16 protein-coding genes and 2 tRNA genes are annotated in these 15,320 nt (G+C 64.4%); 11 read left to right on the forward strand and 7 right to left on the reverse strand.

Features of this window, described 5'->3' with window-relative positions; all coding sequences use genetic code 11:
• Window positions 1-41: 41 nt before the first annotated feature.
• The 3 genes from NE850_RS23640 to pncB all read right to left on the reverse strand — a co-directional run bounded on the left by NE850_RS23640 (window position 42) and on the right by pncB (window position 3,557).
• The gene (locus NE850_RS23640) at window positions 42-1,472 is read right to left on the reverse strand and encodes a sodium:proton antiporter (RefSeq protein ID WP_405044897.1); all 1,431 of its coding nucleotides are present in this window, start codon (window positions 1,470-1,472) and stop codon (window positions 42-44) included.
• A gap of 75 nt (window positions 1,473-1,547) precedes the next feature.
• Window positions 1,548-2,210, reverse strand: a complete 663-nt coding sequence (locus NE850_RS23645) for a lactate utilization protein C (RefSeq protein WP_007180952.1) — start codon at window positions 2,208-2,210, stop codon at window positions 1,548-1,550.
• 150 nt (window positions 2,211-2,360) lie between these two features.
• Window positions 2,361-3,557, reverse strand: coding sequence for a nicotinate phosphoribosyltransferase (pncB, locus tag NE850_RS23650; protein WP_310699461.1), 1,197 nt, complete (start codon window positions 3,555-3,557; stop codon window positions 2,361-2,363).
• A gap of 306 nt (window positions 3,558-3,863) precedes the next feature.
• Between pncB and fdxA the strand changes: the two genes are divergently transcribed.
• From fdxA to NE850_RS23690, 8 genes are all read left to right on the forward strand, one after another.
• Window positions 3,864-4,187, forward strand: a complete 324-nt coding sequence (fdxA, locus tag NE850_RS23655) for a ferredoxin FdxA (RefSeq protein ID WP_007180949.1) — start codon at window positions 3,864-3,866, stop codon at window positions 4,185-4,187.
• A gap of 116 nt (window positions 4,188-4,303) precedes the next feature.
• A tRNA-Asn gene (locus NE850_RS23660) sits at window positions 4,304-4,379 on the forward strand.
• A gap of 62 nt (window positions 4,380-4,441) precedes the next feature.
• Window positions 4,442-4,517, forward strand: a tRNA-Asn gene (locus NE850_RS23665).
• 247 nt (window positions 4,518-4,764) lie between these two features.
• Entirely contained in the window at window positions 4,765-5,241 is a 477-nt protein-coding gene (locus NE850_RS23670) for a CreA family protein (protein ID WP_035518524.1), read from the forward strand.
• 127 nt (window positions 5,242-5,368) lie between these two features.
• Entirely contained in the window at window positions 5,369-6,199 is an 831-nt protein-coding gene (locus tag NE850_RS23675; RefSeq protein WP_007180947.1) for an AraC family transcriptional regulator, read from the forward strand.
• A gap of 102 nt (window positions 6,200-6,301) precedes the next feature.
• A complete protein-coding gene (locus NE850_RS23680) occupies window positions 6,302-7,063 on the forward strand; it encodes an AzlC family ABC transporter permease (RefSeq protein ID WP_007180946.1) in 762 nt (253 codons plus the stop codon).
• Window positions 7,060-7,383: an AzlD domain-containing protein gene (locus NE850_RS23685; RefSeq protein ID WP_007180945.1), complete on the forward strand. Its 324-nt coding sequence runs from the start codon at window positions 7,060-7,062 to the stop codon at window positions 7,381-7,383. The genes NE850_RS23680 and NE850_RS23685 overlap by 4 nt, the downstream gene beginning before the upstream one ends.
• A 285-nt stretch (window positions 7,384-7,668) precedes the next feature.
• Window positions 7,669-8,439: a DUF4088 family protein gene (locus tag NE850_RS23690; RefSeq protein WP_007180944.1), complete on the forward strand. Its 771-nt coding sequence runs from the start codon at window positions 7,669-7,671 to the stop codon at window positions 8,437-8,439.
• Between the two features lie 94 nt (window positions 8,440-8,533).
• Here the strand turns inward: NE850_RS23690 and NE850_RS23695 are convergent, their stop codons facing one another.
• The 3 genes from NE850_RS23695 to NE850_RS23705 form a co-directional block, all read right to left on the reverse strand.
• Entirely contained in the window at window positions 8,534-10,660 is a 2,127-nt protein-coding gene (locus NE850_RS23695; RefSeq protein WP_007180943.1) for an ATP-dependent helicase, read from the reverse strand.
• A 238-nt stretch (window positions 10,661-10,898) separates the two neighbouring features.
• Complete coding sequence (locus NE850_RS23700) at window positions 10,899-11,162, reverse strand: hypothetical protein (RefSeq protein ID WP_007180942.1); 264 nt, start codon at window positions 11,160-11,162, stop codon at window positions 10,899-10,901.
• Between the two features lie 117 nt (window positions 11,163-11,279).
• Window positions 11,280-11,732 carry a hypothetical protein gene (locus NE850_RS23705; protein ID WP_007180941.1) on the reverse strand — a complete coding sequence of 151 codons (453 nt, stop codon included), beginning with the start codon at window positions 11,730-11,732 and terminating at the stop codon, window positions 11,280-11,282.
• Window positions 11,733-12,059: 327 nt separating this feature from the next.
• Between NE850_RS23705 and NE850_RS23710 the strand changes: the two genes are divergently transcribed.
• Window positions 12,060-12,278 carry an RNA-binding S4 domain-containing protein gene (locus NE850_RS23710; protein WP_310699466.1) on the forward strand — a complete coding sequence of 73 codons (219 nt, stop codon included), beginning with the start codon at window positions 12,060-12,062 and terminating at the stop codon, window positions 12,276-12,278.
• 99 nt (window positions 12,279-12,377) lie between these two features.
• On the opposite strand, the gene NE850_RS23715 is transcribed toward NE850_RS23710, so the two are convergent.
• Window positions 12,378-12,563: a hypothetical protein gene (locus NE850_RS23715; protein ID WP_035517955.1), complete on the reverse strand. Its 186-nt coding sequence runs from the start codon at window positions 12,561-12,563 to the stop codon at window positions 12,378-12,380.
• On the opposite strand from NE850_RS23715, the gene NE850_RS23720 reads away from it, so the two are divergent.
• Both NE850_RS23720 and NE850_RS23725 read left to right on the forward strand, forming a co-directional pair.
• On the forward strand, window positions 12,562-13,974 hold the full coding sequence (locus NE850_RS23720) for an MATE family efflux transporter (protein WP_007180939.1): 1,413 nt from the start codon (window positions 12,562-12,564) through the stop codon (window positions 13,972-13,974). The two genes, NE850_RS23715 and NE850_RS23720, sit on opposite strands and share 2 nt — an antisense overlap.
• Before the next feature lie 343 nt (window positions 13,975-14,317).
• Window positions 14,318-15,277 (forward strand): bile acid:sodium symporter family protein, encoded by a 960-nt coding sequence (locus tag NE850_RS23725; RefSeq protein ID WP_007180938.1) that lies wholly within the window; start codon window positions 14,318-14,320, stop codon window positions 15,275-15,277.
• Window positions 15,278-15,320 lie beyond the last annotated feature (43 nt).

Consider the following 15,320-nt stretch of genomic DNA (forward strand, 5'->3'; position numbering starts at 1 on the left):
GCAATTCTCCGTGTAGCGCGTCGAGTTCGATTGCCTCGACGTCAGAAAAAGAGCCAGCCGGTGACGAGGAAAAGCGGCAGCAACACCACCGCGGACCAGCCCAGATACGCGAAAAAACCCGGCATGCGAACGCCGCGCGATTCGGCGATCGCTTTCACCATGAAGTTCGGCGCATTGCCGATATACGTGTTCGCGCCCATGAACACCGCGCCCGCGGAGATCGCCGCGAGCGTAGTGGCGCCGGTGGTCATGAGCGCCTGCGCGTCGCCGCCGGCCAGGTTGAAGAACACGAGGTACGTCGGCGCGTTGTCGAGAAACGAAGACAGCAGCCCGGTCGTCCAGAAGTACATCAGGTCGTGCGGTCGGCCCGACGCGTCGTTGACCAGATGGACGATGCCGGCGAAGGCGCCCGCCTCGCCCGCACGCAGCATCGTGATGACCGGCGCGATCGTCACGAAGATGCCGGCGAACAGTTTGGCCACCTCTTCGATCGGCGCCCAGTTGAAGTCGTTGCCCGCGCGGGCCGAGCGCGGCGTGAGCGCCAACGAGAGCAACGTGACGCCGATCAGCGCGCCATCGCGCACGGCATTTTGCAGCGCCACGTGCGTGCCGAATACGTCGAACTCCATGCCCGGCTTCCACAGTCCACTCATCAACACGAGCGCGACCACAGCGGCAAGAAGCACGAAATTGATCTTGCCGTCGATGCCGAGCAGCGGCGAGTCGGGCGTGGGATCGAGAAAGCGCGAGCGCTCTTCCTCACGCCGATGAAAGTAGTACGAGTCAAGCGCATAAAACCCGATCAGCAGCACGCCGCAGACGAACAGCATCGGCAACGCCAGATGCGTGGTGGTCCAGAAGAAACTCACGCCCTGCAAAAAACCGAGAAAGAGCGGCGGGTCGCCCAGCGGCGAGAGCGAGCCGCCCGCGTTCGCCACCAGAAAGATGAAAAACACGACCACATGCACCACGTGCTTGCGATTGTCGTTGGCGCGCAGCAACGGGCGGATCAGCAGCATGGCCGCGCCGGTCGTGCCCATGATGCTTGCGAGCAACGTGCCGAGCGCGAGAATCCCGGTGTTCAGACGCGGCGTGCCGTGCAGATTGCCGCGCACGCAAATGCCGCCCGCCACCGTGTACAGCGCCGTCAGCAGCACAATGAAGGGAATGTATTCTTCGAGCAGCGCATGCACGAGCGTGCCGAACGCGGCGCCGGCACCGAAGCTGAGTGCGAACGGCACGAGGAACACGAGCGCCCACGCAGCCGCGATCTTGCCGAAATGGTGATGCCAGAGCACCGGCGCGATCAGCGGAAACACCGCGATCGACAGTAGCATGGCCGCGAACGGTAGCCCCCACAACGCCGACATGGCGGCGCCGTCAAGCGTGACCGCAGAGGCCAGTTGCGGCCAGCCAGCCAGCGTCAATGCAGCCGCGAGCCCCATGCCCGTACAGACGGCACGTCCTTTCATAGCTTTTGAAGTCCTTGTTATTGCCGGCGGCCGCGCGCGAGAACATGCGCCGCGTTGGACAGCCGCGCTTGCCGTTCAGGCGCCCTGAACGACGATCACATGCACCCGGTAAGGCCCATGCGCGCCGAGCACGATGGTCTGCTCGATATCGCCGGTACGCGAAGGCCCGGAGATGAAATTGACCGCGCGCGGTAGTTCGCCGCGTTCTTTGCGGATCAGTCCGAACGCCTCTTCATGACCCGAAACGATGCGCGAAGCCGGTACGACGGCAATGTGCGTTTCCGGCAGCAAACCGGCCGATGCATAAGTTTCCGGCCCCGACAGCAATACGAGCGTGCCGGTCTCGGCGGTCGCGCAGAAGCAGCCGGTGAGACCGACCACGTCGCCGTCTCGCGGCTTGCGGAATTCGACGGCGAGGCCGACTTCGGCCCACTGCAACTCCTGCAGTGTTTGCCAGGCAATGGCCTGCAACGGCAACGCGTGTTGCGTGAGGTAACGATGCGCCGCGGCCGGCACGTCGCTCAATGCCTGAACCGAGTCGACCGTAGTCGCCATTTTGAGTGCTTGTTCGATGAAGCGCGCGACGAGGTCGGCCGGCATCTCCGGACGCGGCCCGGCGGGATGGCGCGCCAAATAGTCCGCGGCGGCTTCGCGCTCGGCGGCGGAAGGCTCCGGCTCACGCCCCTGCGCTGCGCGGATGCGGGCCAGTATGTTGCGGCGGGCAATCGATGTATCCATGTGCGAAGTCCTCGTGTCGACAGCCGTGCGGGATGGCGGGAATTATACCGGCCGCCTTGCACGCGACCACCCTGGCCGAATGGCCTATTGCCGCGCATCGCACACGCGGCTTACGCTATAGCCAACTGCCATAGCCGGCTGCGAGCCGCCTTACTTCGCCGCTTCTTCCTCGGGCTGCGCAATGCCGAACACCTGGCGCAGGTAAGCGAGGTAAGCCTTGTCTTCGCACATGTTCTTGCCCGGCGAGTCCGACAGCTTCGCCACCGGCTGGCCGTTGCAGCGAACCATCTTGATGACGATCTGCAGCGGGTTATAGCCGAGGTCGTTGGTCAGATTCGTGCCCACGCCGAATGCCAGCTTGCAGCGGCCGCGGAAGCGCTCATAGAGTTGCAGCACTTTCGGAATGTCGAGCGCGTCGGAAAATACGAGGATCTTGGTGCGCGGGTCGCAGCGATTCGCTTCGTAGTGCTTGAGCAGACGTTCGCCCCAATCGAACGGATCGCCCGAATCGTGGCGCGCGCCGTCGAACAGCTTGCAGAAGTACATGTCGAAGTCGCGCAGGAACGCCTCCATGCCGTACACGTCGGACAGCGCGATACCCAGGTCGCCGCGGTATTCCTTGGCCCACATTTCGAAGCCGAAGATCTGCGAGTCGCGCAACCGCGGACCGAGCGCCTGACACGCCTGCAGGTATTCGTGCGCCATCGTGCCGAGCGGCGTGAGGCCGTGCTTCATTGCATAAAAGACGTTGCTGGTGCCGGCGAACTGCTCGCCGAGGCCTTCTTTGAGCTTGAGGATCACTTCCTCGTGCCATTGCTTCGAGAAGCGGCGGCGCGTGCCGTAGTCGGCGATCTTGCAGTCGGCGAATTCCGGGCGCGCGCCGAGCAGCTTGATCTTCTCGACGAGACGGCCGCGCCCTTCGCTATAGTCCGGCTTTTGCTGGGTGTTGCGGAAGTAGACTTCGTTGACGATCGCGAGCATCGGAATCTCGAACAGGATCGTATGCAGCCACGGCCCCTTGATCTCGATGTCGATTTCGCCATGGCCCTTGGGCGACGGTTCAATCGAAATGTATTTCTCGTTCAGATGGAACAGCGCGAGAAACTCGATGAAATCGCCCTTGATGAAGCGCATGCGGCGCAGGTAGTCGAGTTCGTCGTCGGTGAAGCGAAGCTGGCAGAGCTTGCGCACTTCGCCGCGAATCTCGCCGATATACGGCACGAGATCGACGTTCGGCGTGCGGCAACGGAAGCGATACTCGACGTTCGCCGCGGGAAAGTGATGCAACACCACTTGCATCATCGTGAACTTGTACAGATCGGTGTCGAGCAGCGAAGTAATAATCATGATGGTGCGAACTGAACTGCGGGAAAACGGAAGGCCCGACACGAAAGGTCCGACTCACCCATGCGCGTACGGCACGCCCCGTGCGCACCGACCTGACGCATGTTACCCGAATGCGCCCGGATTCAGCGCGCCGCCCGACTCGCGCGCCGCGTGCAGCGAAGGACATCCCTTCAAGGGCCGCCATAAACTAATCACGAAAACGTATAAAAGGCGTTGCGCGATGCTGCATGTGCCTCTTGACGTTACGATACAATAGCGCTTTTGGCGTTTGCGCCTCCCCAGATACCGCATGCAGGAGCTGCCTGAATGACTCACGTTGTGACCGAAAGCTGCATCAAGTGCCGCTATACCGACTGTGTCGATGTGTGCCCGGTGGACTGCTTTCGCGAAGGTCCCAACTTCCTCGCGATCGACCCCGATGAATGCATCGACTGCGCCGTGTGCGTGGCCGAATGCCCGGTGAACGCCATTTATGCCGAAGAAGACGTGCCGGGCGACCAGCAGAACTTCATCGAGCTGAATGCCGATCTCGCGAAAAGCTGGCCGAGCATCACCAAGACCAAGGCACCGCTGCCGGAAGCGGACGAGTTCAAAGACGTGAAGGACAAGCTCGAGTTGCTCGTACGCTAAAGCGCGCTGCCTGCCGCATGCGCAGCCGGATTCGAATGAAATCGGGATGAACGCAGGGTATTGACAGCTGCTTAAGCTCCTCCTACAATTTCGTTTCTCTGCTGTTGTTGTTCTGTTCCTCGATAGCTCAGTCGGTAGAGCGCCGGACTGTTAATCCGTAGGTCCCTGGTTCGAGCCCAGGTCGAGGAGCCAAGAATTGCAAAAGCCCGTTAACCAAGACGGGCTTTTTTATGTAGATCAAGCTGTACTGCTGTTCCTCGATAGCTCAGTCGGTAGAGCGCCGGACTGTTAATCCGTAGGTCCCTGGTTCGAGCCCAGGTCGAGGAGCCAAAAAATTTTGAAAGGCCCGCATCCGTGCGGGCCTTTTTGTTTTTGCGCGTCAACTTTGCTGGACGCCGTATCACATTGCCGGCGCATCTCCGGGTCAATGCTCGCGCCGCAATCGCAAACGGTCACGAGCGGCGGCGCGCTGAACCGGCTCATCCGTATCGGCCCCATGATCCGCTCGCCGTTATACGATGGCGGTTTGCGGCACGCATCCCGCGCCCAACTGAGGCGCTCAATCTCTGGCGATCCCATGAAATCCACTTTGTTGCGCATCGCACTCGCGGCGGCCGCCGCACTTCTGTTGCCGTCGGCACACAGCGAAGAAGTCGGCAGCGTCAATACCAATTTCCACATCACGGGTTCCGACCGTGTGGTCGTGGAGGCCTATGACGATCCATCGGTTCAGGGTGTGACCTGCTATGTATCGCGGGCGCGTACCGGCGGCGTCAAGGGGACGCTCGGCATCGCTGAAGATCCCACCGAGGCGTCGATCGCCTGCCGCCAGGTCGGTACGATTCATTTCACGGGTCCGATAAAACAGCAGGCCGACGTGTTCTCCGTGAGCATGTCGTTCATCTTCAAGTCGCTGCATGTGGTGCGGGTGGTCGACGCGAAGCGCAATTCACTGGTGTATCTCACCTACAGCGATCGGGTCGTCAGCGGCAGCGCGAAGAACAGCGTGAGCGCCGTGCCGATGCCCGCCGGCACCACGATCCCGCTCAAGTAAGCACGCCACCCGGCGGCAAAACGCACCCGGCCCACGCGCCGACGTGAAGCGGCGGCATGATGCGCCGGCCGATGAAGCGGCGCCGGTCCCGACGCGCTACACTGACCGGTCCTGCCGGACCTTCACCATGACTACCACCCATCGTTTCCAGGACTCCGCCCGCTACTGGCGCACGCCGCTTCTGCCCGGCGCGGACCTGCTCACGGCCGAATACCACGATCACGAGTTCACGCCGCATTGGCACGATGCGTACACGATTCCGGTGATCGTCGCGGGCGCCGAGGGGTATCGGTATCTCGGTTCCGACTATGTCGCCGAAGCCGGCAGCGTGCCGATCATCAACCCCGGCGAGTTGCACACCGGCTCGAAGGCGGTCGAGGCGGGCTGGCGGTATCGCGTGATGTATGCGCCGGTAGAGTTCATCCACACTCTTGCCAACGAAATCAGCGGCAAACCGCAAGCCTTGCCGTGGTTTGCGCCTGGCGTAATCCGCGATCCTGATCTGGCTGCGCGACTGGCACAAGCGCATCGTCTGCTGGAAACCGGCGACGACCCACTCGCCGCCGAAGCCGCCATGCTCGACGCGTTGTCCACGCTGCTGGTGCGCTATTCGCAAACGCGGCCGGAGCGCTCGCGCCTCGCCACCGACGACGCTCGCGTGGCGCTCATGCAGGAGCGCTTGACGGGCGACCTCGCCGAACCCATGACGCTCGCCGAAGTGGCCCGGGCGGCAAGCCTCTCGCCGTTCCACGCAGCGCGTCTTTTCACTCAAACGACCGGTCTGCCGCCTCATGCATGGCGCAATCAGGTACGCCTGCAACGCGCGCTCGCGCCACTGCGCGCCGGGATGCCGGTCACGGATGTCGCCGCGGCCAGCGGTTTCACCGATCAGAGCCATTTCACGCGGCATTTCCGGCGCATGTTCGGCGTGCCGCCGGGACGCTGGCAGGCCGCCTGACCTCCAGCAGCGCAGCACACCAAGCCCAGCACAGCCCGCCGCAAGAACGTACAAGCCCCGCCCGGCCGCCCCCGCTATGCTTCCGGAACCAAGGAGGCAAGTTTGACCCATTCCACCGAAGGCCAGCCCACGAGCCAAGGCCATTTAAAAGAGTTCACCGCCGGCGCGCGCGACATCATTCCAATGATGGTCGGCGCGGCACCTTTCGGCGTCATTTTCGGCACACTCGTCGCATCCGGCCCGCTGCACCTATGGCACGGCCAGTTGATGTCGCTCGTCGTATTCGCCGGCTCCGCGCAGTTCATCGCACTCGGCCTGATCGCCGGCCACGCCAGTTTCGCCGTAATCTGGGCGACCACGCTCGTGGTCAATCTACGTCACGTGCTGTACAGCGCCACGCTCGCACCGCACGTCGCGCATCTGTCGGCACGCTGGCGCTGGGCGCTCGGCGCACTGCTCACCGACGAAGTCTTTGCCGTCGCGTGGGAGCATTACCGGCATAAGGAGCCCGGCACGGTCGGCCCGCACTACTTCTTCGGCGCGGGTCTCGCCATGTATCTGAACTGGCAGATCTGGACCGTCGCCGGCCTGTTGTTCGGCGCGGCGTTTCCGGGGCTGCAATCTCTCGGCCTCGATTTCGCGATGGTCGCCACCTTCATCGCGATCGTCGTGCCGCAACTCGTCGCGTTGCGCTATATCGCGGCCGCCGTCACCGCGGGCACGCTGGCCTTCTTCTGGCAGGCATGGCCGTACAAGCTCGGGTTGCTCGGCGCGGTATTCGCGGGCGTGGCGGTCGGCGTCCTGCTGTCGACCTTGCGGCCCAACCTGCGCGGCACGGGCAAGACCGCGGAGGCGTCGCGATGAACTATGTCGTTCTGATTCTCGGCATGGCGGCCATCACGTGGGTGATCCGCGCCGCCGTCTTCGTGCTCGGCGACCGGCTGGTGTTTCCGCCGCTCGTGCGCGCCGCCCTCGGCTTCGTGCCGGTCACCGTGCTGACCGCGATCATCGTGCCGATGGCGGTTTCCCCGCACGGCAGCGAAGCCGAACTGACCTGGCGCAATCCGCAACTGGTCGGCGCACTGGCCGCGGTACTCGTCAGCGCGTTGACGCGGCGGCCGCTTCTGACCATCGCGGTCGGCCTGACGGTGTTTTTTGCCTGGCAAGGTCTCGTGCTGAAATAAGCGCACGCCGCATTCATGGCTGCATCCGCGTCGTCCCGGCTTGCGGCAAGCGCGCGCATGCCGGGCGACGCTTCCCTCTAAAGCGGGCGCCCGCACCCGGTATACCCTTAAGTTTCCCCCAGATCCGCCGTTATGCAGTCGAGGTCCGCTCGTCGGGATACGTCCCGCTGGTTACGCGGCAACAGGCAGGAATCAAGCGCGCCGGCATCGAACGCCGCGTCTCCCAAGGCCCGCGCGGCCGGGCGGCGCGACAAGGCCGCGCGGCAGGACCAAACGGGATAACTCATGGGTCAAATCACCCTTACGCTCAAAGACGAGACCATTGCGACACTGCGCAAGGATTTCGACGCTTTTCTGCGGGTCTCGCTGAAGCTCGATCCGCAGTTCGCGACGCCGTCGTTCGAGGATTTCTTGCGCGCCAAGCTGCTCGACAACATGGTGCCGCTGACCGAACACGCGGTTCAGCGGATGTTGCAGGGCGGCCAGTACGCCTGGGCCAAACGCACGCTCGACAAGGAATTTCCGGACGTCGTCGCGATCCTGATGCGGCAGGCGGGCGAATTCGGCTTCGGCTTCGCGGCCCGCTCGGAGTGGACCCCGGAAGAGCTGGCCAAGCAATGCCGCGAGTGGGCGGCGGCGATCGTCAAGGAAGCGGAAGGCGACGCCGCGCTGATCGACCCGCTCGCGGCGCAGATCAAGAGCGCGGCGCAAGACATTCAGGCGCTCGAGGAAGTCATGCAGACGCCGGCCTGGCGGCTGGTGGAGTCGCTGCGCCAGCGCGTCTACGAGGCCAAGGTGGCGTGTGAAACGAGCGTGGGCAGCACCGCGCGCGAAAAGCTCGGCGAACTGCGTGGGCTACTGCGGCTGGGGATTTCGCACGGTTCGTTCCAGAAGCAGGAAGCGCAGCAGATCATGGAGTTCCTGCGCCTGCTCAAGCCAGAGATTTTCGTGGAAGAGCCGTACGACGTGTTCTCGCGCATGGCGGCCTGGCTGCGCAACTTCTTCGTGCCGCCACGTCCGGCGCCACAGCAACAGCAGCAACGCCAGTCGCGCTGAAGATCAAGATCTTCGGAAACTGGCGCCGGGGCACCGGCAGCCGGCAGATCAGCTCGAAGCGCCGCGTGTAGAGCAGAACGACTGCGGCGCCCTCTCAATCCCACATCTTCCTGAGCTTCGCCCCTATCTCGATCTTCGCCCGCGCGGCGGCGGCAAGCCCGGTCGCCGTGGGCGCGCTCGGAACCGGTACGCGCGGCCATGCATAGGCGTCGAACAACGGCATCAGATGCGCGGGAATGAAGCGCGTGCGCGACGCCCACACGTGACGGTCGCCCATATGCGTCTGGTTGTGCACGTAAAAGCGCTGCGGCACGACGATATGCAGATCCTCTTTCGCGCGCGTCATCGCCACGTACAGCAGACGGCGCTCCTCATCGATTTCCTCTTCGCTGCCCGTGCCGAGGTCGGACGGAATGCAGCCGTCCACGCCGTTCAGCACGAACACGTTGCGCCACTCCTGCCCCTTCGCGGAGTGGATCGTGGAGAGGATCAGGTAGTCCTCGTCGATCAGGGGGACGCCGGATTCGTCGCTGGTGGCGTCGGGCGGATCGAGCGTCAGTTCGGTCAGAAAGCGTTCACGCGACGGATACGTGCCCGCGATGCTCTCCATCTGCAACACGTCCGCATGACGGATCGCGGCGTCCTCGTGGTTGCGCTCGAGATGTGGCTCATACCAGCGGCGCACCATTTCGAACTCGGCGGGCCACGGTGTCTGGCGGCCGTACACGCTCGACATCAGCTTGACGAACGGATGCCAGTCTTCCTGCGCGCGAGCCGGCGCGGCGAACGCGGCCAGCGCGCCGCCGGCCGTGTCGGCGGGATTGCCGCTGCCCGCGCGCGCGACGATTTCGTCGAGCACCTTCGCCGCCGTGGCGGGCCCTACGCCCGGCAGCAACTGCACGACGCGAAACCCGGCCACGCGATCGCGTGGATTTTCCGCCCAACGCAGCACGGCGAGCACGTCCTTCACGTGTACCGAATCGAGAAACTTCAACCCGCCGAACTTCACGAACGGAATGTTGCGCCGGGTCAGTTCAATTTCTAGCGCGGCGCTGTGATGCGAGGCGCGAAACAGCACCGCCTGCGACTTGAGCTTCATGCCCTGCTCGCGCGCTTCGAGCACCTGTTCGACGACGTAGCGCGCCTGATCGGCTTCGTCGGCGACGCTCACGAGGCGCGGGCGCTGCGCCGACGCCTTGTCCGTCCACAGATTCTTCGTGTAGCGCTCGCTGGCCAGTTCGATCACCGCATTCGACGCCGCCAGAATCGGCGCAGTCGACCGGTAATTGCGTTCGAGCGTGACCTGTTTGGCCGGTGGATCGAAGTGCGCGGGGAAATCGAGAATGTTGCGCACCGTGGCGCCGCGGAACGAGTAGATCGACTGGGCGTCGTCGCCGACCACGGTCAGGCCGCGGCCGTCCGGCTTCAGCGCGAGCAGGATCGACGCCTGCAGCCGGTTGGTGTCCTGATATTCGTCGACCAGCACGTGGTCGAAACGCGCCGACAGGTCGGCGGCGATGGCCGGCTCGGCGGCCATATGCGACCAGTAAAGCAGCAGGTCGTCGTAATCGAGCACGCTCTGTTTCTGTTTCGCCTCGACGTAAGCAGCGAACAGCATGCGCAGATCGGCCTCCCATTCGCGGCACCATGGAAACGCCTTGTCGAGCACCTGGCCGAGCGACGCGCCGGTGTTCACGACGCGCGAATAAATGGCAAAACACGTGCCCTTGGCCGGGAAACGCCGCTCTTTCGCCGACAAACCGAGCTCGTGGCGCACCAGATTCATCAGGTCGGCGGAATCCTCGCGGTCGTTGATCGTAAAAGCCGGCGCGAGGCCGATCAGGTCCGCGTACTCGCGCAACAGCCGCGCCCCGACGCTGTGGAACGTGCCCGACCATGTCAGCCCTTGCGCGAGCGCGGCTCGCGTGCCGAGCGCCGCGCCGGCAATGCGCGTGACGCGGCGAATCATTTCGAGCGCGGCGCGGCGCGAAAAGGTCAGCAACAGGATGCGGCGCGGATCGGCGCCATTCACGACCAGATTGGCGACCCGATGCGCGAGCGTGTTGGTCTTGCCCGAGCCGGCGCCCGCGATCACCAGCAATGCGCCGGGTGGCGCCGTAGGCGTGTCGGCGCCGTATTCGACGGCTTCGCGCTGCGCGTCGTTGAGCCTGGCCAGCCAGGCGGCGGTATCGAACGACGGGGATTCGGCGACGGAGAGCACGATCGGTTTGGGCGGTGGGTGGATTCAGTATGGCGACGCACACTGTATATCCATACAACCCCGATGGGCAAGCGCCCCTTTTTTTCGACCGTGCTTCATCAGCGACGTTTATCCCGCCGTATATCAATTGAGCGCAAAAAAATGGCCCGTGGCGTGAAAGCGCACGGACCATTCTCTGATCTGAAGCCACAACGGAACAGCCGCTCCCGCGCCGCGGTCTTGTCTACCGCGAAACCTGCTACTGCTTCTTCGCGTCCTTCACATTCGCGTCGGCGTTGGCCTTGTCGGCGTCAGCTTGCGCGTCGGTTTTCTTCTTGTCGGCCTTGGCTTGTGCGACGGACGCTTTCTTGTCCGCCTTCGACTGCTCCTTGGCCGCCTTCTTGTCGGCATGCGTGACCGGCGCCGTGGCCGGATCGCTAGCCTGCGCGAAGGCAACAGAAGACAGGCAACCCGCGATCAACGCGGCGTAGATCCTGGACTTCACGGACTGGGTGATTCTCATGCGATACCTCCATCAAACGAGATGCGCGGACCTCGCGGTCCGTCAAAGCAAGTTCGTCAAAGCGGCGGCAGCAGTCCAAGCCGTTGCGCCGCCGCTCTGCCGCTCTGCCGCTCAGTCTTAGTGCTTGACGTCAGCGCCGTCCGACTGGTCGGCCGCCTGCCCTTGCATGTCCATCTTCATTTCGTTGTTGGCGGCCTGTTTGTCCGCCTTCTGGTTGATCTTGGCGCCGCGCACCTGTTCCTTGTACTGCGACTTGGCTGCCTTCTGCTGTTCCTTCAGTTCCGCCTTGGATGCCTTCTTCGACGCACGATATTCAGCGTTGGCCTGGGCATTGGCGTCGCGCTTCTGCACCAGCGGGTCGGTCGAACCCGACGCCGTCAGACGCGCAGGCGGCGGCGTCACCGGCTGCACGCCCTGCGCGGCGGGGGCCACGTCGGCGCCTTGCATCTGGACCTGCGGCTGGCCATTGGCACCCTCTGCCGGTTGCGCAGTCTGCGCGACGGCTGCGGTAGCCGCGAAAGCGGCGGCGCTAAGGGCGGTGCTGATCAGAAGCGTACGAATCTGGGTCATGGCTAATCCTCTCTAAAGTTGTTGTGACGCGGGCGACCTGTCCGGTCTGCACATTCCTGAGTCGCTGTGTGAGCGCCCTCTGCGCGCCTCGCCCGGTCTACTCGCTGCCAGATAAATCCAGCAGGCTTTCCCACTGACCTGCACTTTACGAGTGAAGTTCGATTCCTCCGACCGGTGTTACGCAACGTTTCACTTTCTGACAAGCGCATAACATCTGCTTGCAGATACTCACGCGAAATGCATGCGATTTCGGCGCGCACCTCGAACTTCATCCAGGGCAAGCTTCTGGCTTATCATGCGAACCCTTTGCCTGAAGGCGCAAACGCCATGCCCAACCTTGATTTCACGCTCACCGGCGACTACGTCGAACTGCACAATCTCCTGAAGATAACCGGGCTGGCGGACAGCGGCGGCTCGGCAAAAATGATGGTGGCGGACGGTGCGCTCACCGTCGACGGCCGGGTCGAAACGCGTAAAACCTGCAAAATCCGCGCGGGCCAAGTCGTATTGCTCGGCGACACGCGGATTGCGGTCCACGAGGCTTGACCCGCAGGCCGTCGCCACGCAACTCCGGGAACCCGGAGGATCGCACGCACCAAAATCGTGCTTCGTCCATCGACAGCGCGGCGCCCAGGCAATAAGCTGTCAGTTTCGACAGATAAACAATCGGCTGACACATTCGGCTGGCGATTGTCCCGTGCTTTCGTCAGGGCTCACCGAGCCGCCGCCCTCGCCACCGCTCGCGCGAATGCCGCGCCCGCTGTCGTGCTTGTCGTTCGCTTGTTGCCGCTCGTTGCCGCTTATCGCCACTTCCGCCGCCAGGCGCTCCATGACTCAATCCGGCTTCACCCGGGTGGCCGCAAGGCCGCCAACCCTGACCCGCCACGCGGCGGACACCGCCCGGCTCGCCGCGCCGCTCGCCATCGCGCAACTCTCGCAAATGGCAATGGGTGTCACCGACACGATCCTGCTCGGCTCGCTCGGCCCGGACGCACTCGCAGCCGGCGGCCTCGGCGCGAACCTGTTTTTCGTGGTGGTCACGCTGCTGCAAGGCGTGCTGACCTCCGTGAGCGTGAGCGTGTCGCACGCGCGCGGCGCCGAGGACGAGGGCCGCGTGCCGCATATCTACTGGACCGGCTTCGTGCTGTCCGCGCTGCTGTCGGTGCCGGCGTTCTTCCTGCTCTCGTTCGCCACGCCGATCCTGCTCGCCTTCGGCGAACCCGCCCTGCTCGCGCACAACGTCGGCGAGTACGCGGCGGTGCTGCGCTGGGGGTCGCTCGGCAGCCTGATCGGCGTCGGCCTGATGCGCTCGTTCCTGCCCGCGATCGGCGCGGCCAAACGGCTGCTGTGGGTCTCGCTGGTGAGCGTCGGGGTGAACGGTTTTCTCAACTACGGCCTGATCCACGGCGTCTATGGTTTGCCGCGGCTCGGCTTTCTCGGCTCGGCGGCCGCGACCTCGATCACCGTCTGGCTGAGCGCGCTCGTGCTGATGGCGCTATTGCACCTGCGGCCGCGTTATCGCCATTTCGTCGTCGCCACCCGGCCGAATGTGCCGCTGATGGGCGAACTGTTCGGCATCGGCTGGCCGGTCGCGATCACCTACGGCGTCGAGTCGACGCTCTTTCTCGCCACCGGCCTGATGGTCGGTCTGCTCGGCGAGTCGCAACTGGCCGCACATCAGATCGCGCTGAACGTCGCCTCGGTGGCGTTCATGGTGCCGCTCGCGATCGGCCAGGCGGCCAACGTGCGAGTCGGCTTCTGGTCCGGCGCCGGCCAGCCGCTCGCCGCGCGCCACGCCGGGTTTGTCGCGCTGGCGCTCGGCGTCGGCTTCATGACGCTGTCGGGCCTCGTGCTGATCGCCGCGCCGCACTGGATCGTCGGCCTCTATCTGCAGCTCGACGATCCGGCCAACGCGGCCACGGTCGCGCTCGCGAGTTCGCTGCTCGGCGTGGCCGCGATCTTCCAGATCGTCGACGGCATGCAGACGGTCGGTTCCGGCTGTCTGCGCGGCCTGAAAGACACCCGCGTACCGATGATCGCCGCCGCGTTCGGTTACTGGGTGATCGGTTTTCCGACCGGCTACACGCTGGCGTTTCACTTCGGCCTGGGCGCGCGCGGCTTGTGGTGGGGACTCGCCGCCGGCCTCGCGAGCGTCGCACTGCTGATGACGCTACGCTTTCACAAATTGAGCCTGCGGCGCGTGCCGGCGAAGCCCGGCGCGCAGCCGGCCAAATCCGTTTGAAGCCTGGCTTGCGGCGCGTTCCGGCGCCGCCCGGCGCGGCGCCTGCCGGTGCCGTTTCAGCACGGCGCCTATGGTTGCACGCGCAACCATAGGCGCACGGAAAACTCGCCGCGAAAGTAAAATACGCGTTTCGGCGCACTCGCGCACACCCGCGCCCGCACGCCGAAAACCCGCTTGCGCGCCTCACGAAGGCCCGCGCCGCCTGCGCCGCCCGAAGGCTCATCACCCGCCATCACGGCTCGCCACTCTCACGCGGCAGATTCCCGGCAGCACGCCACCACTGTTGGCGCGCCGCTCGATCGACCCTGCTTCTCGCGATAAAACATAACAAGGATCACCCGCCATGCTTGCCCGCGTCACCCGTCTTTTTCCGCTCTGGGCCGTGCTCGTTTCGATTGCGGCGTACTTCTCGCCCGCCTCGTTCTCAGGCATCGCGCCGCACGTCACCACGCTGCTGACCATCATCATGCTGGCGATGGGCGTCACACTCTCCGTGGCCGATTTCCAGCGTGTCTTCACGCGGCCCGCGCCGGTGATCGCCGGCATCGTGCTGCACTATCTCGTCATGCCGCTCGCCGCATGGGTGATCGCCAAGGCGCTGCGCATGCCGCCCGATCTCACCGCCGGCATGGTGCTGGTAGGCAGCGTGGCAAGCGGCACGGCGTCGAACGTGATGATCTATCTAGCGCGTGGCGACGTCGCGTTGTCGGTGACGATCAGCGCGCTGTCCACGCTAGTCGGCGTATTCGCGACGCCGCTGCTCACGCGTCTTTACGTGGACGCCTCGATCGCCGTCGACGTGCACGGCATGCTGGTGAGCATTCTGCAGATCGTGGCGTTGCCGATCGTGGTCGGCCTGATCGTCAATCATCTGTTCGGCAAGGTGGTGCGCAAGATCGAACCGGTCCTGCCGCTGATCTCGATGATCGCGATCGTGCTGATCATCGGCGCGGTGGTGGGCGGCACGCAGAAGAGCATCGCGTCGGTCGGCCTCGTGGTGATGCTGGGCGTGGTGCTGCATAACGGCATCGGCTTGCTCGGCGGCTATTGGGGCGGGCGTCTGCTCGGCTTCGACGAAGCCGTGTGCCGCACACTCGCAATCGAAGTCGGCATGCAGAACTCGGGCCTCGCGGCCACGCTCGGCAAGCTCTATTTCACGCCGATCGCGGCGTTGCCGGGCGCGCTGTTTTCGGTGTGGCACAACCTGTCGGGCTCCTTGCTCGCCGGCTACTGGGCAGGGCGTCCCGCGAAAGGCTCGACGCATGTGGACAGTGAACAGGTGTTGAACGCCGAACGCGGCTAGCGGGATTTTCGCGCGGTGATAGCGCGGCGCGTTCGCTTCCTGA

It is taken from the genome of Paraburkholderia sp. USG1 (assembly GCF_031570135.1).
Lineage (GTDB): Bacteria > Pseudomonadota > Gammaproteobacteria > Burkholderiales > Burkholderiaceae > Paraburkholderia > Paraburkholderia dioscoreae.

Excerpts from the sequence above, each read along its gene's own strand:
- NE850_RS23640 (WP_405044897.1), bottom strand. The coding sequence starts at position 1,472 with ATGAAAGGACGTGCCGTCTGTACGGGCATGGGGCTCGCGGCTGCATTG.
- NE850_RS23645 (WP_007180952.1), bottom strand. The coding sequence starts at position 2,210 with ATGGATACATCGATTGCCCGCCGCAACATACTGGCCCGCATCCGCGCA.
- pncB (WP_310699461.1), bottom strand. The coding sequence starts at position 3,557 with ATGATTATTACTTCGCTGCTCGACACCGATCTGTACAAGTTCACGATG.
- fdxA (WP_007180949.1), top strand. The coding sequence starts at position 3,864 with ATGACTCACGTTGTGACCGAAAGCTGCATCAAGTGCCGCTATACCGAC.
- NE850_RS23670 (WP_035518524.1), top strand. The coding sequence starts at position 4,765 with ATGAAATCCACTTTGTTGCGCATCGCACTCGCGGCGGCCGCCGCACTT.
- NE850_RS23675 (WP_007180947.1), top strand. The coding sequence starts at position 5,369 with ATGACTACCACCCATCGTTTCCAGGACTCCGCCCGCTACTGGCGCACG.
- NE850_RS23685 (WP_007180945.1), top strand. The coding sequence starts at position 7,060 with ATGAACTATGTCGTTCTGATTCTCGGCATGGCGGCCATCACGTGGGTG.
- NE850_RS23690 (WP_007180944.1), top strand. The coding sequence starts at position 7,669 with ATGGGTCAAATCACCCTTACGCTCAAAGACGAGACCATTGCGACACTG.
- NE850_RS23700 (WP_007180942.1), bottom strand. The coding sequence starts at position 11,162 with ATGAGAATCACCCAGTCCGTGAAGTCCAGGATCTACGCCGCGTTGATC.
- NE850_RS23705 (WP_007180941.1), bottom strand. The coding sequence starts at position 11,732 with ATGACCCAGATTCGTACGCTTCTGATCAGCACCGCCCTTAGCGCCGCC.
- NE850_RS23710 (WP_310699466.1), top strand. The coding sequence starts at position 12,060 with ATGCCCAACCTTGATTTCACGCTCACCGGCGACTACGTCGAACTGCAC.
- NE850_RS23720 (WP_007180939.1), top strand. The coding sequence starts at position 12,562 with ATGACTCAATCCGGCTTCACCCGGGTGGCCGCAAGGCCGCCAACCCTG.
- NE850_RS23715 (WP_035517955.1), bottom strand. The coding sequence starts at position 12,563 with ATGGAGCGCCTGGCGGCGGAAGTGGCGATAAGCGGCAACGAGCGGCAA.
- NE850_RS23725 (WP_007180938.1), top strand. The coding sequence starts at position 14,318 with ATGCTTGCCCGCGTCACCCGTCTTTTTCCGCTCTGGGCCGTGCTCGTT.